The organism is Azospirillum sp. UENF 211521, assembly GCF_058780535.1.
The window spans coordinates 564,034-579,906 of sequence record NZ_JBSNCF010000003.1; the positions used below are offsets into that span (position 1 = coordinate 564,034).

The 15,873-nt window shown below is 67.1% G+C and carries 21 protein-coding genes; 10 read left to right on the top strand and 11 right to left on the bottom strand.

Features of this window, described 5'->3' with window-relative positions; all coding sequences use genetic code 11:
* The first annotated feature begins 84 nt into the window (after positions 1 to 84).
* Positions 85 to 459: a response regulator gene (locus ACWPN5_RS27315; RefSeq protein WP_492298522.1), complete on the top strand. Its 375-nt coding sequence runs from the start codon at positions 85 to 87 to the stop codon at positions 457 to 459.
* Between the two features lie 15 nt (positions 460 to 474).
* Here ACWPN5_RS27315 and ACWPN5_RS27320 read toward each other — a convergent pair whose 3' ends face one another.
* Positions 475 to 663 carry a hypothetical protein gene (locus ACWPN5_RS27320; protein WP_492298524.1) on the bottom strand — a complete coding sequence of 63 codons (189 nt, stop codon included), beginning with the start codon at positions 661 to 663 and terminating at the stop codon, positions 475 to 477.
* A gap of 86 nt (positions 664 to 749) precedes the next feature.
* The gene (locus tag ACWPN5_RS27325; protein WP_014241890.1) at positions 750 to 1,034 is read right to left on the bottom strand and encodes an HU family DNA-binding protein; all 285 of its coding nucleotides are present in this window, start codon (positions 1,032 to 1,034) and stop codon (positions 750 to 752) included.
* A 177-nt stretch (positions 1,035 to 1,211) separates the two neighbouring features.
* Here ACWPN5_RS27325 and ACWPN5_RS27330 point away from each other — a divergent pair, with 177 nt between their 5' ends.
* Genes ACWPN5_RS27330 through ACWPN5_RS27340 form a run of 3 tightly spaced genes read left to right on the top strand, consistent with a single transcriptional unit; the run spans position 1,212 to position 3,433 of the window.
* A complete protein-coding gene (locus ACWPN5_RS27330) occupies positions 1,212 to 1,760 on the top strand; it encodes a sigma-70 family RNA polymerase sigma factor (protein WP_035683374.1) in 549 nt (182 codons plus the stop codon).
* Between the two features lie 2 nt (positions 1,761 to 1,762).
* On the top strand, positions 1,763 to 2,650 hold the full coding sequence (locus tag ACWPN5_RS27335; RefSeq protein ID WP_492298527.1) for an anti-sigma factor family protein: 888 nt from the start codon (positions 1,763 to 1,765) through the stop codon (positions 2,648 to 2,650).
* 60 nt (positions 2,651 to 2,710) lie between these two features.
* On the top strand, positions 2,711 to 3,433 hold the full coding sequence (locus ACWPN5_RS27340; protein ID WP_109139186.1) for a Bax inhibitor-1/YccA family protein: 723 nt from the start codon (positions 2,711 to 2,713) through the stop codon (positions 3,431 to 3,433).
* A gap of 71 nt (positions 3,434 to 3,504) precedes the next feature.
* Here the strand turns inward: ACWPN5_RS27340 and ACWPN5_RS27345 are convergent, their stop codons facing one another.
* A complete protein-coding gene (locus tag ACWPN5_RS27345; RefSeq protein WP_145681955.1) occupies positions 3,505 to 3,993 on the bottom strand; it encodes a hypothetical protein in 489 nt (162 codons plus the stop codon).
* Positions 3,994 to 4,134: 141 nt separating this feature from the next.
* Positions 4,135 to 5,463 carry an oxalate/formate MFS antiporter gene (gene oxlT / locus ACWPN5_RS27350; RefSeq protein WP_137105898.1) on the bottom strand — a complete coding sequence of 443 codons (1,329 nt, stop codon included), beginning with the start codon at positions 5,461 to 5,463 and terminating at the stop codon, positions 4,135 to 4,137.
* Positions 5,464 to 6,240: 777 nt separating this feature from the next.
* Between oxlT and napE the strand changes: the two genes are divergently transcribed.
* Genes napE through ACWPN5_RS27380 form a run of 6 tightly spaced genes read left to right on the top strand, consistent with a single transcriptional unit; the run spans position 6,241 to position 11,031 of the window.
* Positions 6,241 to 6,474, top strand: a complete 234-nt coding sequence (napE, locus tag ACWPN5_RS27355) for a periplasmic nitrate reductase, NapE protein (RefSeq protein ID WP_145681956.1) — start codon at positions 6,241 to 6,243, stop codon at positions 6,472 to 6,474.
* A gap of 12 nt (positions 6,475 to 6,486) precedes the next feature.
* Complete coding sequence (gene napF / locus ACWPN5_RS27360) at positions 6,487 to 7,008, top strand: ferredoxin-type protein NapF (RefSeq protein ID WP_145681957.1); 522 nt, start codon at positions 6,487 to 6,489, stop codon at positions 7,006 to 7,008.
* Complete coding sequence (locus ACWPN5_RS27365; protein WP_200476544.1) at positions 6,986 to 7,312, top strand: chaperone NapD; 327 nt, start codon at positions 6,986 to 6,988, stop codon at positions 7,310 to 7,312. The genes napF and ACWPN5_RS27365 overlap by 23 nt, the downstream gene beginning before the upstream one ends.
* Positions 7,313 to 7,357: 45 nt before the next feature.
* Positions 7,358 to 9,850 carry a periplasmic nitrate reductase subunit alpha gene (gene napA / locus ACWPN5_RS27370; protein ID WP_145681959.1) on the top strand — a complete coding sequence of 831 codons (2,493 nt, stop codon included), beginning with the start codon at positions 7,358 to 7,360 and terminating at the stop codon, positions 9,848 to 9,850.
* A gap of 15 nt (positions 9,851 to 9,865) precedes the next feature.
* Complete coding sequence (locus ACWPN5_RS27375) at positions 9,866 to 10,348, top strand: nitrate reductase cytochrome c-type subunit (RefSeq protein WP_200476553.1); 483 nt, start codon at positions 9,866 to 9,868, stop codon at positions 10,346 to 10,348.
* A complete protein-coding gene (locus ACWPN5_RS27380; protein WP_492298531.1) occupies positions 10,345 to 11,031 on the top strand; it encodes a cytochrome c3 family protein in 687 nt (228 codons plus the stop codon). Before ACWPN5_RS27375 ends, ACWPN5_RS27380 begins: the two co-directional genes overlap by 4 nt.
* A 69-nt stretch (positions 11,032 to 11,100) precedes the next feature.
* Here ACWPN5_RS27380 and ACWPN5_RS27385 read toward each other — a convergent pair whose 3' ends face one another.
* The 7 genes from ACWPN5_RS27385 to cyoC form a co-directional block, all read right to left on the bottom strand.
* A complete protein-coding gene (locus tag ACWPN5_RS27385) occupies positions 11,101 to 11,385 on the bottom strand; it encodes an HU family DNA-binding protein (protein WP_014241890.1) in 285 nt (94 codons plus the stop codon).
* 231 nt (positions 11,386 to 11,616) lie between these two features.
* A complete protein-coding gene (locus ACWPN5_RS27390) occupies positions 11,617 to 11,970 on the bottom strand; it encodes a hypothetical protein (RefSeq protein ID WP_014241891.1) in 354 nt (117 codons plus the stop codon).
* Positions 11,971 to 12,096: 126 nt separating this feature from the next.
* Positions 12,097 to 12,630 carry a response regulator transcription factor gene (locus ACWPN5_RS27395; protein ID WP_492298533.1) on the bottom strand — a complete coding sequence of 178 codons (534 nt, stop codon included), beginning with the start codon at positions 12,628 to 12,630 and terminating at the stop codon, positions 12,097 to 12,099.
* Positions 12,620 to 13,894, bottom strand: a complete 1,275-nt coding sequence (locus ACWPN5_RS27400; protein ID WP_145681963.1) for an ATP-binding protein — start codon at positions 13,892 to 13,894, stop codon at positions 12,620 to 12,622. Before ACWPN5_RS27400 ends, ACWPN5_RS27395 begins: the two co-directional genes overlap by 11 nt.
* 199 nt (positions 13,895 to 14,093) lie before the next feature.
* Positions 14,094 to 14,828 carry an SURF1 family protein gene (locus ACWPN5_RS27405; protein ID WP_492298535.1) on the bottom strand — a complete coding sequence of 245 codons (735 nt, stop codon included), beginning with the start codon at positions 14,826 to 14,828 and terminating at the stop codon, positions 14,094 to 14,096.
* On the bottom strand, positions 14,825 to 15,241 hold the full coding sequence (gene cyoD, locus ACWPN5_RS27410; RefSeq protein ID WP_492298536.1) for a cytochrome o ubiquinol oxidase subunit IV: 417 nt from the start codon (positions 15,239 to 15,241) through the stop codon (positions 14,825 to 14,827). Before cyoD ends, ACWPN5_RS27405 begins: the two co-directional genes overlap by 4 nt.
* Positions 15,238 to 15,873 carry a cytochrome o ubiquinol oxidase subunit III gene (gene cyoC / locus ACWPN5_RS27415; protein ID WP_353861087.1) on the bottom strand — a complete coding sequence of 212 codons (636 nt, stop codon included), beginning with the start codon at positions 15,871 to 15,873 and terminating at the stop codon, positions 15,238 to 15,240. The genes cyoD and cyoC overlap by 4 nt, the downstream gene beginning before the upstream one ends.

Sequence of the window (15,873 nt, forward strand, 5' to 3'; positions counted from 1 at the left end):
TCACCCTCCGCAATCTGGGGAAATCCATTCGGCCGGCCGCAACGTACCCCTTACTCCCTTTGCGTTGCACTGTCAGGCCGAACCATGGAGTCCGTTCCCCACATCCTCGTCGCCGAGGATGAACGCCTCGAAGCCCTGGCCCTTGCCGACACGCTGGAAGGCCAGGGACTGCGCGTCACGCTGACCCACAACGGGTTGGAAGCCATCACCGCGCTGGAAAGCGGTCCGGCGTCGCTGCTGATGACCGACCTGCGCATGCCGGTGATGGATGGCAACGAACTGATTCGCCGGACGCGGGCGCGGCGGCCCGCCCTGCCGGTGATCGTCATGACCGCCGACAGCGGCGCCCTTTGGCACCCCGAGTCCGACCGCCTGCGCGTTCTGCACAAGCCCTTCAGCTTCCAGGCGGCGGTCGGCGCCGTCCGCGCCATGCTCGACCGGGTCGGGACGACCGGATAGCACCGGGCGTCAGCCCTATTCGCCGACGTCGTCCTTGGGGGCGGCGTTGCGGGGCGGCGGCTCGATCACCGGGCCGACCTTCACGCTGCGGGCGGACAGCGGCACGATGTCGCCGACCGGCATGTAGGAGCCATCGGCCAGTTGCTGCGCCGGCTCCCACCGGCCCTCGACCTTAATCCAGCGGTAGATGTTGCTGCTGCTCATGTCGTCACCAAGAAATTTGGAAAGACGAAAGGGGCGGCGTTGCCGCCGCCCCTTCATCCGATACAAGGATCGTCCTTGCGGAAGGCTTACTCGGCCTTGCCGTTGACGGCGTCCTTGAGGGCCTTGCCGGCGGAGAACTTCGGCGCCTTGGAGGCGGCGATCTTGATCTCCGCACCGGTCTGCGGGTTGCGGCCCGTGCGCTCGCCGCGCTCGGCGATCTCGAACTGGCCGAAGCCCGGCAGCTTGACCGTCTCCCCCTTGACCAGCGCGTCCTGCAGGCTTTCCAGAACCGCATCCAGCGCCTTGCCGGCGTCGGCCTTGGTGCCGCCCAGCTTGCCGGCGATCGCGTCGATGAGATCGGCCTTCGTCATTCCCTACTCCCCTTGTTCATGGAGGAACCCCAGCATTCTCCAGGGCTCCAGGCGCTTCTGACCTACTCCGCCCCGCGTCCGCGCGCAAGCCAATCCCGTGGCGATTTTTTCCCCCGGAGCGGATTAAGCCACGGCATGATCCGTATGCCGAGTGTGAAGAACCAATCCGGGACGGTGATGAAAGACGAGCTGGGACAGCATTTGGACGTTCTGCGGCGCTACGCCCTGGTCCTGATGCGCGACCCCGACCAGGCGGAGGACCTCGTCCAGGAGGCGCTCGTCAAGGCCATCGAGGGGGCGTCGTCCTTCACGGACGGGCGCGACCTGCGCAAGTGGCTGCTCGCCATCGTCCACAACACCTTCGTGGACCGCTGGCGGCGCCAGCAGGCCGAACGCCAGGCGACCGGCGAGCTCAGCTCGATGGCGGAGGAAGGCTCCCCGCCCGCGCAGTTGAGCCACGTCCATCTCGGCCAGACCATCGCGGCCCTGATGACCCTGCCGGTCGAACAGCGGGAGGCCCTGGTGCTGGTGGCGCTCGACGGCATGTCCTACCGGGACGCCGCGGAGTGCCTGGGCATCCCCGTGGGCACCCTGATGTCCCGCCTGGGCCGTGCGCGCGACGCGCTCCGGGCCAAGACGGGCGGCGGGCGCCAGCCGGCGTCAGACCAGTCCGACCGAACCCCATCAGACCGGGTCCAGCGCCCCCCGTTGCGCGTGGTGAAATGACGATGAACGAACCGATCAGCGACATCGACCTGAACGCCTATGTGGACGGCGAGCTTGACGCGCAGCGCCGCATCGAGGTGGAAACCTATCTGGAGGCCAACCCGGAGGAGGCCGCCCGCGTCATGCACGACATGCGGGTGCGCGACGAGATCCGTCTGTTCATCGCCGGCCCGGCCGTGGAAAAGGCGGAGCCGGAGATGGCCGCGCCCGAACCGGCCGCAGCCCCGGCTCCCGCTCCGGCGCAACCGGCGGTTGGTTCCGGCGGACCCCTGCCGCGCCGCAAGCAGTGGGGCGCCCTGTGGCGCCGTCCGGCGGCGGAGCTGATGAACCGGGCGCGGGCGCGCGCCGCCACGGGCTCGGTCCGCGGGCGGCGCGCCGTCGCGGCTCTCTGCCTCGTCGGGCTCGGCTGGACGGCGCACAGCGCGGTGTCGTCCCTGTCGGTCAACCCGGTCGCCACGGCCCACGCGGCCACCCACTACATCACCATCGCGGCGCAGACCCACCAGCAGGCGCTGCACAGCGGGATCGACTTCAAGCCCTTCGCCGACGCCGCCCAATCCCTGGTCAACCGGCTCGCCCCCGCCAACCCGGAGGTCGCGGTGCCGATCCCGCAGCTCGACATCGGGCAGGCGCCGGACGGGCTGCGCACGGTGGCCTGGGACGGCGGGGTCGCGGTGCAGGCGGCCTACCGCCACGGCGGGTCGCAGTTGATCACGCTGTTCGCCAGCGAGGTCGACCGCTTCGCCGTCACCGAACCCCAGGCGGAGCGCATCGGCAACGTCTCGGTCGCCTACTGGCAGGTCGGGACGACGGTCTACGCGCTGTGCGGCGAACAGCCGGAAAAGGAAATCCTGGCCCATGCCCGCGACGCCCGCATGGCCTGGTTCTGAAGCAGACGCACTGAACGACAAGCATCCGAACGATAAGCATCCGAAGGACATGGTGAGACAATGAGCGGACCCTTCTACGGCAACCAATTCGGCAGCGCGGCGCCGGCCTACGGCGCGGCGTTCGACGAGGGCCTGCGCAAGCACATGCTGCGGGTCTACAACTTCATGATGCTCGGCCTTGGCGTGACGGGGCTTGTGGCGCTGTTCGTGGCGAGCACGCCGGCGCTGTACGTTCCGATCTTCACGACCCCGCTGAAGTGGGTGGTGATGCTGGCGCCGCTGGCCTTCATCATGGTGCTGTCCTTCCGCTTCCACGCGATGTCGGCGACCGCGTTGCAGGGGCTGTTCTGGGCCTTCTGCGCGGTGATGGGCGTGTCGATGGCGTCGATCTTCCTGGTCTTTACCGGGGCCAGCGTGGCGCGGGTGTTCTTCATCACCGCGGCGATGTTCGCGGCGATGAGCCTGTGGGGCTACACCACCAAGGCCGACCTGTCGAAGATGGGCTCGTTCCTGATGATGGGCCTGATCGGCATCGTCATCGCCAGCCTCGTCAACATCTTCGTCGGCTCCAGCGCGCTGCAGTTCGCCATCTCGGTGATCGGCGTGGTGATCTTCACCGGCCTGACCGCCTACGACACCCAGCGCATCAAGGAAGAATACGCCGAGGGCCATGGCCACGAGGGCAACACCAAGCTCGCCGTCATGGGCGCCCTCTCGCTCTACCTCAACTTCATCAACCTCTTCCAGATGCTCCTCCAGCTCATGGGCAACCGCGAGGAGTAAGGCGCGCTTCCATCCGGCGCACCGCCTGCCAGAAAGGGCCGGCCGCTTCCCGCGGCCGGCCCTTTTCTTTTTTACGGCTTGCCCGTTGCCGGCGCGGCGTCCGGCTTGGGCGGATACTCCACCGACACGATGTGCAGGGAGTTGTTCGGGAAGGAGCAGGCCGCGTCCGGCGCCACCTGGGATGCCGGATCGAAGGCGTAGGGACGGGGGGAGCGGCCAGCCGTCGCCCCGCTCCTCCCTCCAGCCGCCCCGGCCGCCGCCGTCTGCACGCCCGGCCCGGTCACCCGCGACGTCCAGGGCGCCCCGGTGAAGACACCCGGCGTCGATTCCTCCGCCCACAGCCACAGCACGCGGGTGCCCACCGGCTGTGGCTGCGTGAAGGAGTGCAGCACCCGCTCGCAGGTCTCCCGGTCCATGTTGTGGATCGCCCGTTCGACCACCGTGTTCTCCGTGCGGGGCGTCCATCGCGACAGCAGCAGCGAGCCGAGGGCCACGCTGACCGCCACCCCGCCCAGCGAGCAGGCGACCACCAGCCGGAAACTGCCGTCGTCCTTTGCCATTCCTTGCCCCCACCGTCGATTGTCCATGCCCCCTCCACCGACACGTCTCACGTTTCTGTTCCGCTCCGCATGGCCGGCCCGGAACGCCGAAAAGGGGACCACGAGCGTGGTCCCCTTCCGGTCGATCCGCTGAAGCGGAGGTTACGGGCTGGCCGCCGCCGTGACCGGACCCGTGCCCTGCTGGGCGGCGAGTTCGGCGTTGCGGGCATGGTGCTTGCGCAACATGGGCCGCAGGACGGTGATGGCGCAGACCGCCGCGAACAGATCCATGGTGGCGCAGATATAGAGCACGGTCGCCCAGGTGCCGGTGGCTTCCATCAGCAGGTTGCCCAGCGGGACCAGGAGGGCCGCAATGCCCTTGGCGCAGTACAGCACGCCGTAGATCTTCGCCGCATGCTTGGTGCCGAAGGTGTCCGCCGAGGTGGCGCTGAACAGGCTGTACACTTCGCCCCAGGCCAGGAACACCATGCCCGACAGGATCAGGAACATGATCGGGTCGTGGCCGAAGCGGCTGAGCATCAGGATGCCGATGCCTTCGAAGGTGAAGGCGATGAACATCGTCGCTTCACGGCCGATGTGGTCGGAGATGAAGCCGAACAGCGGACGGGAGATGCCGTTCATCACACGGTCGAGCATCAGCGCGAAGGGCAGAGCCGCCATGGTGATGCCGAACAGGCTGATCGGGGCTTCCTTCACGCCCAGATCGTGGGCGATCACGCCGAGCTGGGCCACCGCCATCAGACCGCCCGAGACGGTGCAGATGAACATGACCATCATGACCCAGAAGACCGGCGTCTGCAGCGCTTCCTTCAGCGTGTAGTCGCGGCGGGACTGCAGGACCTTGGTCGAGGACTTCACCTGATCCTTCTGCGGGGCGCGCAGGAAGAAGGCAGCGGCGATGATGATCGTGCCCTGCAGCAGGCCGAACCAGAAGAAGGCCGCCTGATAGCCCGAGGAGTGGATCATGTTGGCGATCGGCAGGATCGTCAGGGCCGAGCCGGCGCCGTAGCCGCCCGCGGTCAGGCCGACGGCGAGGCCGCGCTTGTCCGGGAACCACTTGATGGCGCTGTTGACGCAGGTGGCGTAGACGCAGCCGACGCCGACGCCGCCGATGGCCGAGCCGACATAGAGCATGCCGAGCGAGCCGGCGTAGCTGTCGATGATCCAGGAGAGGCCGGTCATCACGCCGCCGAAGGCGACGATGACACGGGGGCCGTAACGGTCGATGAAGTAGCCTTCGATGGGGGTCAGCCAAGTCTGGACGACGACGAAGACGGTGAAGGCGGTCTGGATCGAAGCGCGGGTCCAGCCATGGGTGGCCTGGATTTCCGGCACGAACAGCGTCCAGGCATACTGGATGTTGGCCGCGGCCACCATGCAGACGATGCCGACGACGATCTGCATCCAACGCGCGCCTTCGGAAATGGGCGCCTGCTTGCCGCCAGGCGGTGCAGCGATGGACTGACTCATTACTCTTCCTCCCCAATGCGGTGATCGAACACTCAACTCAGCCGGGCGGGGCCGATGGTTGTTGTCGCATTGCCTTTCTTTGGGGCTTGCGTGCCCTTCGCATCTTGGCAGGAGCACCACCGCCACCGTTGGGAGAGGCTTGGTGTTCCGCATTTCGTACTTGGTATACCACACAATCAGCGGAACACAACATCCGTTTCAGGAATCACAGCACAATTAATCCTCGCTGTCGCAACTATCGTTGAAGGTATGCGCTGCGCAAGGCCAGCATCAGCGACACTTCACTTTCGTACTATGACTTCGAAATAACAAAAAAAAGGCCGCGCCAAAGCAGGCGCGGCCTCTGATTGAGTTCGCTTCACTTACGATCACAACAGTGGAGAAGCCGTTACACCAAGAACGGCTGTTCCAATCTTACAGAACTTCAGATCATCAGCAACCTCGTCGTCGATCTAATCTGCATGCCCTGTACGAATCGGAAATAAACAATCCGGAGACCCAAATCACACCAAGGCCGTCCGACCTCCTTATCCCCTCTTCACTCAGTTTACGGTCCGGCGCGCCGCTTAATCCCGTACCCCCTCAAAAAAAAGTTCGGCTGGCAAATTATTCGCTCCAGCGACCATCGATGAGGCGTTGGAGCCGTCGCGCCGGCGGTGTCTTCCGTCCTGAGTCCGGCCGCGTGGAACAGAAGGCGTGCGCAACCTGTTGTTGGGGGCGTCCGACCGCCTTTCCGGCTGCCGGCAACGCCACCGCCCGCCATAAACGGGAGCCGCCATGAACCGCCGCCAATCCCAGGGCCCGTTACCGGACCCCGTCCGCTTCCCAGCACGCCCCGCCGCCAACCCGCCCCTGCCCGATCCCGGCGCAAAGCGGCGGGAGATCGCCATGTTCCTGATCCTGGCGGTGGTGATCTGGCCGATCCTGTCGGTCGCCATTGTGGGCGGCTACGGCTTCCTGGTCTGGATGTCGCAACTCATCATGGGTCCGCCCGGTCCGCCCCCGGTCTGAGGGGGCGACGCCATGGCCGATGACCACGTCGACTTGGGGCGGCGAGGCTTTCTGCGCGGACAGCGCCGCGCCGCGCCGGCGCCGCTGCGCCCGCCCTGGTCCCGCGCGGACCGCTTCACCGATCTGTGCACGCGCTGCGGCGCCTGTGCCGAGGCCTGCCCGGAGGGGATCGTCCGCCGGGGCGACGGCGGCTTTCCGGAAATCGATTTCCGACGCGGTGAATGCAGCTTCTGCGCCGCCTGCGCCGACGCCTGCCCAGAAGCGGTCTTCGACCGCGCCGCCGCCCGCCCCTGGACGCTGACGGCGCGGATGGCGCCGTCCTGCCTCGCCATGAACCGCATCGTCTGCCGGAGCTGCCGCGACGCCTGCCCGGAATCGGCCATCCGCTTCGCCCTGGCGCCGGGCGGCGTGGCGGTTCCCACGGTGGAGGACGGCGCCTGCACCGGATGCGGCGCCTGCCTGGCCGCCTGCCCCGCCGACGCCGTCACCCTGCACCCAGCGGAGACCGTCCATGAGACCGTCCAAGCATCCTGACGCCCGAGACCGGCCGGCCGACGCGTCGGCGGAATGGCACATCGCCTCGATCCTCGTCCATCTGCGGCCCGAGCGCAGCCCCGACGTGCGCGCCGCCGTCGCCGCGCTGGGCGATGTGGAGGTCCATGCGGAGGAGCGGGGCCGCATGGTGGTGACCGTGGAAGGTCCCCACGAGGGCTGCATCGCCGACCGCATGACCGCCATCCACCTGATGCCCGGCGTGATGTCGGCGGTCATGGTCTTCCACCACGCCGAGCCGCTGTCGGCCCGGACCCCGGAGGAGGCCGGCCCGGCGCAGCTCTGACGCGTCCGGATTTCACATTCGTCAAGAAAAAGGGGGGAGGAACCCATGCTTGACCGGCGGGATTTCATCAAGGCGCAGGCGGTTGCGGCCGCCGCGACGGCGGGGGGCATCAGCCTGCCCGCCATGGCCCAGCCATCCATGGTGGCGGGCGAGGACGCCCAGCTCACCTGGTCGAAGGCGCCCTGCCGCTTCTGCGGCACCGGGTGCAGCGTCATGGTCGCCACCAAGGACAACCGCGTCGTCGCCACCCACGGCGACATGCAGGCGGACGTCAACCGCGGCCTGAACTGTGTGAAAGGCTATTTCCTGTCCAAGATCATGTACGGACAGGACCGGCTGACCCAGCCGCTGCTGCGCATGCGCGACGGGAAGTACCACAAGGACGGGGAGTTCCGCCCGGTGTCCTGGGACGAGGCCTTCGACGAGATGGCCCGCCAATGGAAGCGGGTGCTGAAGGAGAAGGGGCCGGACGCCGTCGGCATGTTCGGGTCCGGCCAATGGACGATTTGGGAGGGCTACGCCGCGTCCAAGCTGATGCGCGCCGGCTTCCGCACCAACAACCTCGACCCCAACGCTCGCCACTGCATGGCGTCGGCCGCCGTGGCCTTCATCCGCACCTTCGGCATGGACGAGCCGATGGGTTGCTACGACGATTTCGAGCACGCCGACGCCTTCGTCCTCTGGGGCTCCAACATGGCGGAGATGCACCCCATCCTGTGGACGCGCATCACCGACCGGCGGCTGGCTCACAACCATGTGAAGGTGGCCGTCCTCTCGACCTTCGAGCACCGCAGCTTCGAACTGGCCGACGTGCCGATGATCTTCGAGCCGGGGACCGATCTGGCCATCCTGAACTTCATCGCCAACCACATCATCCAGACCGGGCGGGTGAACAAGGAATTCGTCGAGAAGCATTGCAGCTTCCGCCTCGGCCAGAAGGACATCGGCTACGGCCTGCGTCCCGAAAGCGTGCTGGAGGTGCGCGCCGCGAACGCCAAGGACCCGACCGATTCCAAGCCCATGAGCTTCGACGAGTTCGCCACATTCGTCAGCGACTACACGCTGGACAAGGTGGCGGAGCTGAGCAAGGTGCCGAAGGAACGGCTGCTGGCGCTCGCCGAGATGTACGCCGACCCGAAGATCAAGGTCATGTCGCTGTGGACCATGGGTTTCAACCAGCACGTCCGCGGCGTCTGGGTGAACCACATGGTCTACAACATCCACTTGCTGACCGGCAAAATCGCCGAGCCGGGGAACAGCCCCTTCTCGCTGACCGGCCAGCCCTCGGCCTGCGGCACGGCGCGCGAGGTCGGCACCTTCGCCCACCGCCTGCCCGCCGACATGCAGGTGACCAACCCCACCCACCGTTCCCACGTCGAGGAGGGTTGGAAGATCCCTAAGGGGCTGCTGCCCGGCAAGATCGGCTACCACGCCGTCCTGCAGGACCGCATGCTGAAGGACGGGAAGCTCAACGCCTACTGGATCATGGTCAACAACAACCTCCAGGCGGCGCCCAACAGCGACAACGAGACCTATCCCGGCTACCGCAACCCGGAGAATTTCATCGTCGTCTCGGACGCCTACCCGACGGTGACCGCCGCCGCCGCCGACCTGATCCTGCCCGCCGCCATGTGGGTGGAGAAGGAGGGCGCCTACGGCAACGCCGAGCGGCGGACCCATTTCTGGCACCAGCTCGTCAACGCGCCGGGCGAGGCGCGCTCGGACCTCTGGCAGCTCATGGAGTTCTCCAAGCGCTTCACCACCGACGAGGTGTGGCCGAAGGAAATCCTCGACGCCAACCCCGACTTCCGCGGCAAGAGCCTGTTCGACGTGCTGTTCCGCAATGGCAACGTGGACCGCTTCCCCCTGTCGGAGATGGACCCCGCCTACGAGAACCGGGAGTCGAAGGCGTTCGGCTTCTACGTCCAGAAGGGGCTGTTCGAGGAGTACGCCGCCTTCGGGCGCGGCCACGGCCACGATCTGGCGCCCTTCGACACCTATCACGAGGTGCGCGGGCTGCGCTGGCCGGTGGTCGAGGGCAAGGAGACAAAGTGGCGCTACCGGGAGGGGCTTGACCCCTACGTCCCGAAGGGCGAGGGAGTGCGCTTCTACGGAAACCCGGACGGCAAGGCCAACCTGTTCGCCTTCCCCTACGAACCCCCGGCGGAATCGCCGGACAAGGACTTCGACCTGTGGCTGGTCACGGGGCGCGTGCTGGAGCACTGGCACTCCGGCTCCATGACCATGCGGGTGCCCGAACTCTACAAGGCCATGCCGATGGCGTTGGTCTACATGCACCCGGACGACGCGCAGTCGCGCGGCCTGCGCCGTGGCTCGGAGGTGCGGGTGATGTCGCGGCGCGGCGAGATGCGCACGCGGGTGGAGACGCGCGGGCGCAACCGGCCGCCGCGCGGCGTGGTCTTCGTGCCCTGGTTCGATTCGGCGCGCCTGATCAACAAATGCACGCTCGACGCCACCGACCCGATCAGCAAGCAGACGGACTTCAAGAAGTGCGCCGTCAAGATCGTGGCCGTCTGAGGGAGGACCGCAACCATGCGCCGCCATCTCATGCTCGCGCTGGCCGCGGCTTTGCCCTGCCTCGTGCCGGCACTGCTCGCCGCCCAGGGAACCGGACAGGTCCGGGAGCCCTTCCGTCCGCCGATCCAGTTCACCGACGAGGACCCCGCCCCGCCGATCCCCGCCGACGTCACCGACGATCGGCGGGTCGCCCGCAACTATCCGGAGCAGCCGCCGGTCATCCCGCACAACATCCGCGATTATCAGATCAGCCTGAACAACAACCAGTGCCTGACCTGCCACAGCCGGCAGTTCACCGGGGCCACCCAGGCGCCGATGATCAGCATCACCCATTACGTGGACCGCGACGGCCAGACGCTGGGTGCGGTCAGCCCGCGCCGCTACTTCTGCACGCAGTGCCACGTTCCCCAGACCATGGCCCAGCCCATCGTCCCGAACACCTTCAGGGACATGGACAGCCTCGTCAGCCGCCCATCGGACGGGGGTGACCGGCGATGAAGCTGCCCGACTTCCTGCTGCGGCCCTGGCGGATCATCGCGGGGCCGAGCCGCTACCTCAGCCTCGGCTTCCTGACGCTGGGCGGCTTCCTGGCCGGCGTGATGTTCTGGGGCGGCTTCAACACCGCCCTGGAGGTCACCAACACCGAGAAGTTCTGCACGAGTTGCCACGAGATGCGGGACAACGTGTTCGAGGAGCTGAAGACCACCATCCACTTCACCAACCGCTCCGGCGTGCGGGCGACCTGCCCGGACTGCCACGTCCCGCACAACTGGACCGACAAGATCGCCCGCAAGATGCAGGCGTCGAAGGAGGTTTGGGGCAAGATCTTCGGCACAATCGACACGCGCGACAAGTTCCTGGAGAAGCGGCGCGAGCTGGCCGAGCATGAATGGGCGCGGCTGAAGGCCAACAATTCGCTGGAATGCCGCAACTGCCACAGCGCGGAATCGATGGACATCACCAAGCAGGGCGCGCGGGCGGCGCGCATCCATCAGCAGTATCTGTTCAGCGGTCAGCGCACCTGCATCGACTGCCACAAGGGCATCGCCCACCGCCTGCCGAACATGGACGGTGTGCCGCCGGGCTGGAGCGAGGCGTCCAGCGATACGGGCAGCGAACCGGACGACCCGCTCGGCCGCTGGTTGGCCGACGCCACGCCGGGACCGGCAAACCCGCATTGAGCGGGCGGTGAAATCCCCTCTCCCGGGAAGGGAGAGGGGTTACCGGCTCCGTTACTCGGCCTTGCCGCCTTACTCGGCCTTGCCGTTGACGGCGTCCTTGAGGGCCTTGCCGGCGGAGAACTTCGGCGCCTTGGAGGCGGCGATCTTGATCTCCGCGCCGGTCTGCGGGTTGCGGCCCGTGCGCTCGCCGCGCTCGGCGATCTCGAACTGGCCGAAGCCCGGCAGCTTGACCGTCTCCCCCTTGACCAGCGCGTCCTGCAGGCTCTCCAGAACCGCGTCCAGCGCCTTGCCGGCGTCGGCCTTCGTGCCGCCCAGCTTGCCGGCGATCGCGTCGATGAGATCGGCCTTCGTCATTCCCAAATTCCCCTTGTTCGTGGCGGAACCCCAGCATGTTCCAGGGCTCCAGGCGCCTTTGACCTACCCTGCCGGGCGGCGGCGCGCAAGATGCTCCCGCCCGGAATCGACCGGGCGCGACGCTGTGACCCGCAAAAAAACGGCGTTTCCCGCCAATCCGGCGGATTCGACTATGCCGAACAGGCGAGCCCTCCCCCGACCGACGTCAGTTGACCAAGTCAATCGTCCAAGTCAATTGACCAGGGCGGCCTTGACCAGCACCGCGGCGCTTTCCGTGGTGTCGCGCTTGTCCAGCTTCTTGGCGACCTCCTCGATCTCGGCGACCGGCATGACCCGGCGGGCCTGCTTGGCCGCGGTGACGAGGCGGCGCTGCGCGAGACGGACCTGATCGCCCAGCTCGGTCAGCGTCTGGTAAGCCTTGCGGCGGGCCTGGGTGTCGATGCTGCCGCTCGTCTCGGTCGCGCGTTCGGTCGCAGCAGCCAGATCCTTGCACGACTGCAGGTACGTGGAAATGGCGTCCGTCAGAAGACGGCGGGCCTCGGTCCGCGGATCGGAGGGGCTGCTGCTCGACGTGGAAAGAGACACTTCACACTGCTCCTTGCTGCTGCGTATGACACACGACTGTAACAGGCCGTGAAAAATGGGCGGACTGGCCGCCATTGTCCAGCGGCCTTGCGCATCCTTTGACCGACTGGACAGGAGAAAACGGAATCAGGGCACCTGTTTCTTCTCCAGCTTGCGGGCCAGGGTGCGCCGGTGCATCCCCAGCCGGCGGGCGGTTTCGGAGATGTTGAAGCCGGTTTCCGCCAGGGTTTCGTGGATGCGCTCCCACTCCAGCGTCTTCAACGAGGTCGCCCGCGCGCCCAGCGCGATGGAGGGGTCGCCCTCCGTCCGCTCGAAGGCCGCCTCGATGTCGTCGGTGTTGGACGGCTTGGCGAGGTAGTGGCAGGCGCCCAGCTTGATCGCTTCGACCGCCGTGGCGATGCTGGCGAAGCCGGTCAGGACGACGATCCGCGTCTCCGGGTCGCTGGCGTGCAGTTCCCGCACGCATTCCAGGCCGGAGCCGCTGCCCAGCTTCAGGTCGACCACCGCGTAGGCGAAGGGCACGGTGTCCAGCAGAGCCCGCAGCCCGTCCAGGGTGTCGCACCAGTAGACCCGGTAGCCCCGGCGCTCGAAGGAGCGGCGCAGGACCTTGGCGAAGGCGGCGTCGTCCTCCACCAGGACGAGGGAACGGTCAGTCTCCATGGTTCTCTCCCGCGGACAGGGCGGCGAGCGGCAGGGTCATGGTGACGGAAGCGCCGCCGCTGGGGCGGTTGCGCGCGGCGACCGTGCCGCCCAGCTTGCGCACCACATTGACCACCAGGAAGAGGCCAAGCCCGCCGCCGGGCCGCCCCTTGCTCGACCGGTAGGGTTTGCCGAATTCGGCCAGCATCCGCTCCTCGAAGCCGGGACCGGCGTCGTTGACCGTCAGGACGAGGCTGTCGCCCTGCCGCCCGGCGGCGATGCCGACCCAGCCGGGGGACACCTCCAGCGCGTTGTCCAGGACATTGAAGATCACCTGCTTCAGCGCGAGGTCGGAGATGATCCCCTCGCGCGAGCGGACGCTGTTGTCGTAATCGACGCAGGCCGGCGACCGGCTGGCCTTCCACTCCTCCACCAGATCGTCCAGGAAGGCGGTCACGGTGGTGCGCAGCGTGCCCTCCCCCCGCGCCTCGCCGGAGGACAGCAGAATGCCCGACACGATGGCCTTGCAGCGGTTGATCTGGTTCTGCATCTCGGCGATGTCCTCGGCCATGTCAGGGTCGCCCTTGACCACGGGCATCCGCCGCCAGTCGTTCACGATCACCGACAGCGTGGCGAGCGGCGTCCCCAGCTCGTGCGCGGCGCCGGAGGCGAGCAGGCCGAGGCGCACGATGTGGTCCTCCTCCATGGAGCGCTGGCGCAGATCGGCCAGATGGGCGTCGCGGGCGCGGAGGTTGCGGGTGATCTGGGTGATGAAGGGGACGATCAGGCTGGCCGTCAGCACGAAGCACAGGAACATGCCCTGGATGTGCAGCCCCAGCAGAAGCCCCTCCAGCCCCGGCGGCAGGGCCAGCGGGCGGTAGGCGCCGATCAGGAAGGTGAAGCAGGCGGTGGCGACCAGGACCAGCGCCCAGGCCGACCACGCCTCCAGCAGCACCGCCCCCAGGGTGATCTGCAGCAGGTAGAGCGAGATGAAGGGGTTGGAGGCGCCGCCGCTGAGGTAAAGCTGCACCGTGAGCGCCGACACGTCGATCAGCAGCTCCAGGAACAGTTGGGTGTTCGACACCGAGGTCTGGCGGCGCAGATGCAGGACGCTGGCGATGTTCAGCGCGACCAGGAACAGGATCACCGCGCCCATCTGGTCGAGCGGCAGGGTGATGCCCATCCGGTGGTGCACGATCAGGATCGTGATCACCTGCCCGGCGACGGCGAGCCAGCGCAATTGCACCAGCAGGAACAGGTTCTTCTTGTCGGTGGTGTCGCGCACGGAAAACGTCTGGCCCTTCGCCGGCTTCCTTCGGTCCCCATTCATATGGGCCCGACTCATATGGGCATGACGGCCCGGCTTGGCAGCCTTGACCCGGACTCCGTCCGGCCTTGATAGCACAAAAAAGCCAAGCGGAAGGGTCCGCGAGGCATCCCTTTCCAAACGGCAAAAAGACCATGAAGAAAAAGAGATTATTTCTTCAACCGCGGCGGCGCCATTCACTGCGCGCGACATAGAGGGCGGCGGCGATCAGCATGAGATCCAGAGCGAACCACGTCAGCGCATAGACGAGGTGGTTGTTCGGGAACTTCAGGACGGTCAGCCCGCCGACCGGAGAACCGCCCGGCGGGCTGGCCTCGGCGTCGATGAAATAGGGAGCCGCCTCCGTCACGCCGCGGGCCGCCGCGATGGCCGCCACGTCGCGGGAGTACCAGCGGTCCTGCGCGGGATCGTTGGAGCGCAGGAAACCGCCTCCCGGCTCCGTCACCCGCAGCAGGCCGGTGACGGTGGTGTCCGCGTCGATCAGCCCGTCGGGGCGGCTGTCGGTGCTGCGCCGCTCGGGCGGCACGAAGCCCCGGTTGACCAGGACGGTGAAGCCCCGGTCGGTCCGGAAGGGGGTGAGCACCCAGAAGCCGCCGCCCCGCTCGGTCACCGCCTGGACCAGGGTTTCCTGGTCGTTGAGGAAACGCCCGGTGACGCCGACCCGCCGGTATTCCTGGCTGGCCGCCGTGACGGCGGGCCAGTCCTCCGGGCCGGGGGCGGGAACGGGGGCGGCCCGCGCCCGTTCCTCCACCCGCTGGATCAGGTCCAGCTTCCAGAACAGCCGCTCGACCTGCCAGACGCCGAGCGACGTGAAGACCGCGACTCCCGCCAGCGCCAGGATGCCGAGAAGGATCAGCCCCCGGCGCGGACGGTGGGTCGCCGTGCCGGTCACGGCAATTGGCTCGGGTCGTGGATCGGCATCATGTTGGTGTTCAGGTGGTACATCACCCACAGCGAACCGGCCAGCATGATGACCACGACGATCAGCGTGAAGATCAGCGACAGCATGGTCCACCCGCCTTCCGCCTTCCCGTTCATGTGCAGGAAGAAGATCATGTGGACGACGACCTGGACGGCGGCGAGCGCCATGATCGCCATCGCGGTCATGTTCTTGTCCAGGATCGTCCCGTCCATGACCAGCCAGAAGGGAATGACCGTCAGGATCACCGACAGGACGAAGCCGATCACGTAGCTGCCGAGCGTCCCATGGGCGTGCCCGTCGTCCCCGTGGCCGTGGTCGTGATGGCCGGCCCCATGGTGACCGGCCCCGTGATGACCGGAATGATGTTCGGCGTGAGAACTCATCGCAGCATTCCCATCAGATAGACGAAGGTGAAGACGCCGATCCAGATGACGTCCAGGAAGTGCCAGAACAGGCTCAGGCACATCAGGCGCCGGCGATTGGCCGGGATCAGACCGCGCTTGTTGACCTGGACCATCAGCGTCACCAGCCAGACGAGGCCGAAGGTGACGTGCAGGCCGTGGGTACCGACCAGCGTGAAGAAGGACGACAGGAAGGCGCTGCGCTGCGGGGTCGCCCCGATGTGGATCAGGTGGGCGAACTCGTAGAGTTCGATCGCCAGGAAGGCGGCGCCGAACAGGCCCGTCACCGCCAGCCACAGCTGGGTCTGCGACACCCGCCCCTTCTCCATCGCCAGCATGGCGAAGCCATAGGTGATGGAGGAGAACAGCAGCATGGCGGTGTTCAGCGCCACCAGCGGCAGGTCGAACAGGTCCTTGGGCGCCGGCCCGGCGGCGTAGTTGGCGCCGAGAACGCCGTAGGTCGCGAACAGCACCGCGAAGATGAGGCAGTCGCTCATCAGGTAGATCCAGAAGCCCAGCATGGTGCTGGAGCCTTCGGGGTGCGCGTGCTCGTCCACCACGTGGAAGGCCGGAGCCTGGCTGCGGCTCCGCTCGGCTGTCAGGGTCGTGCTCAT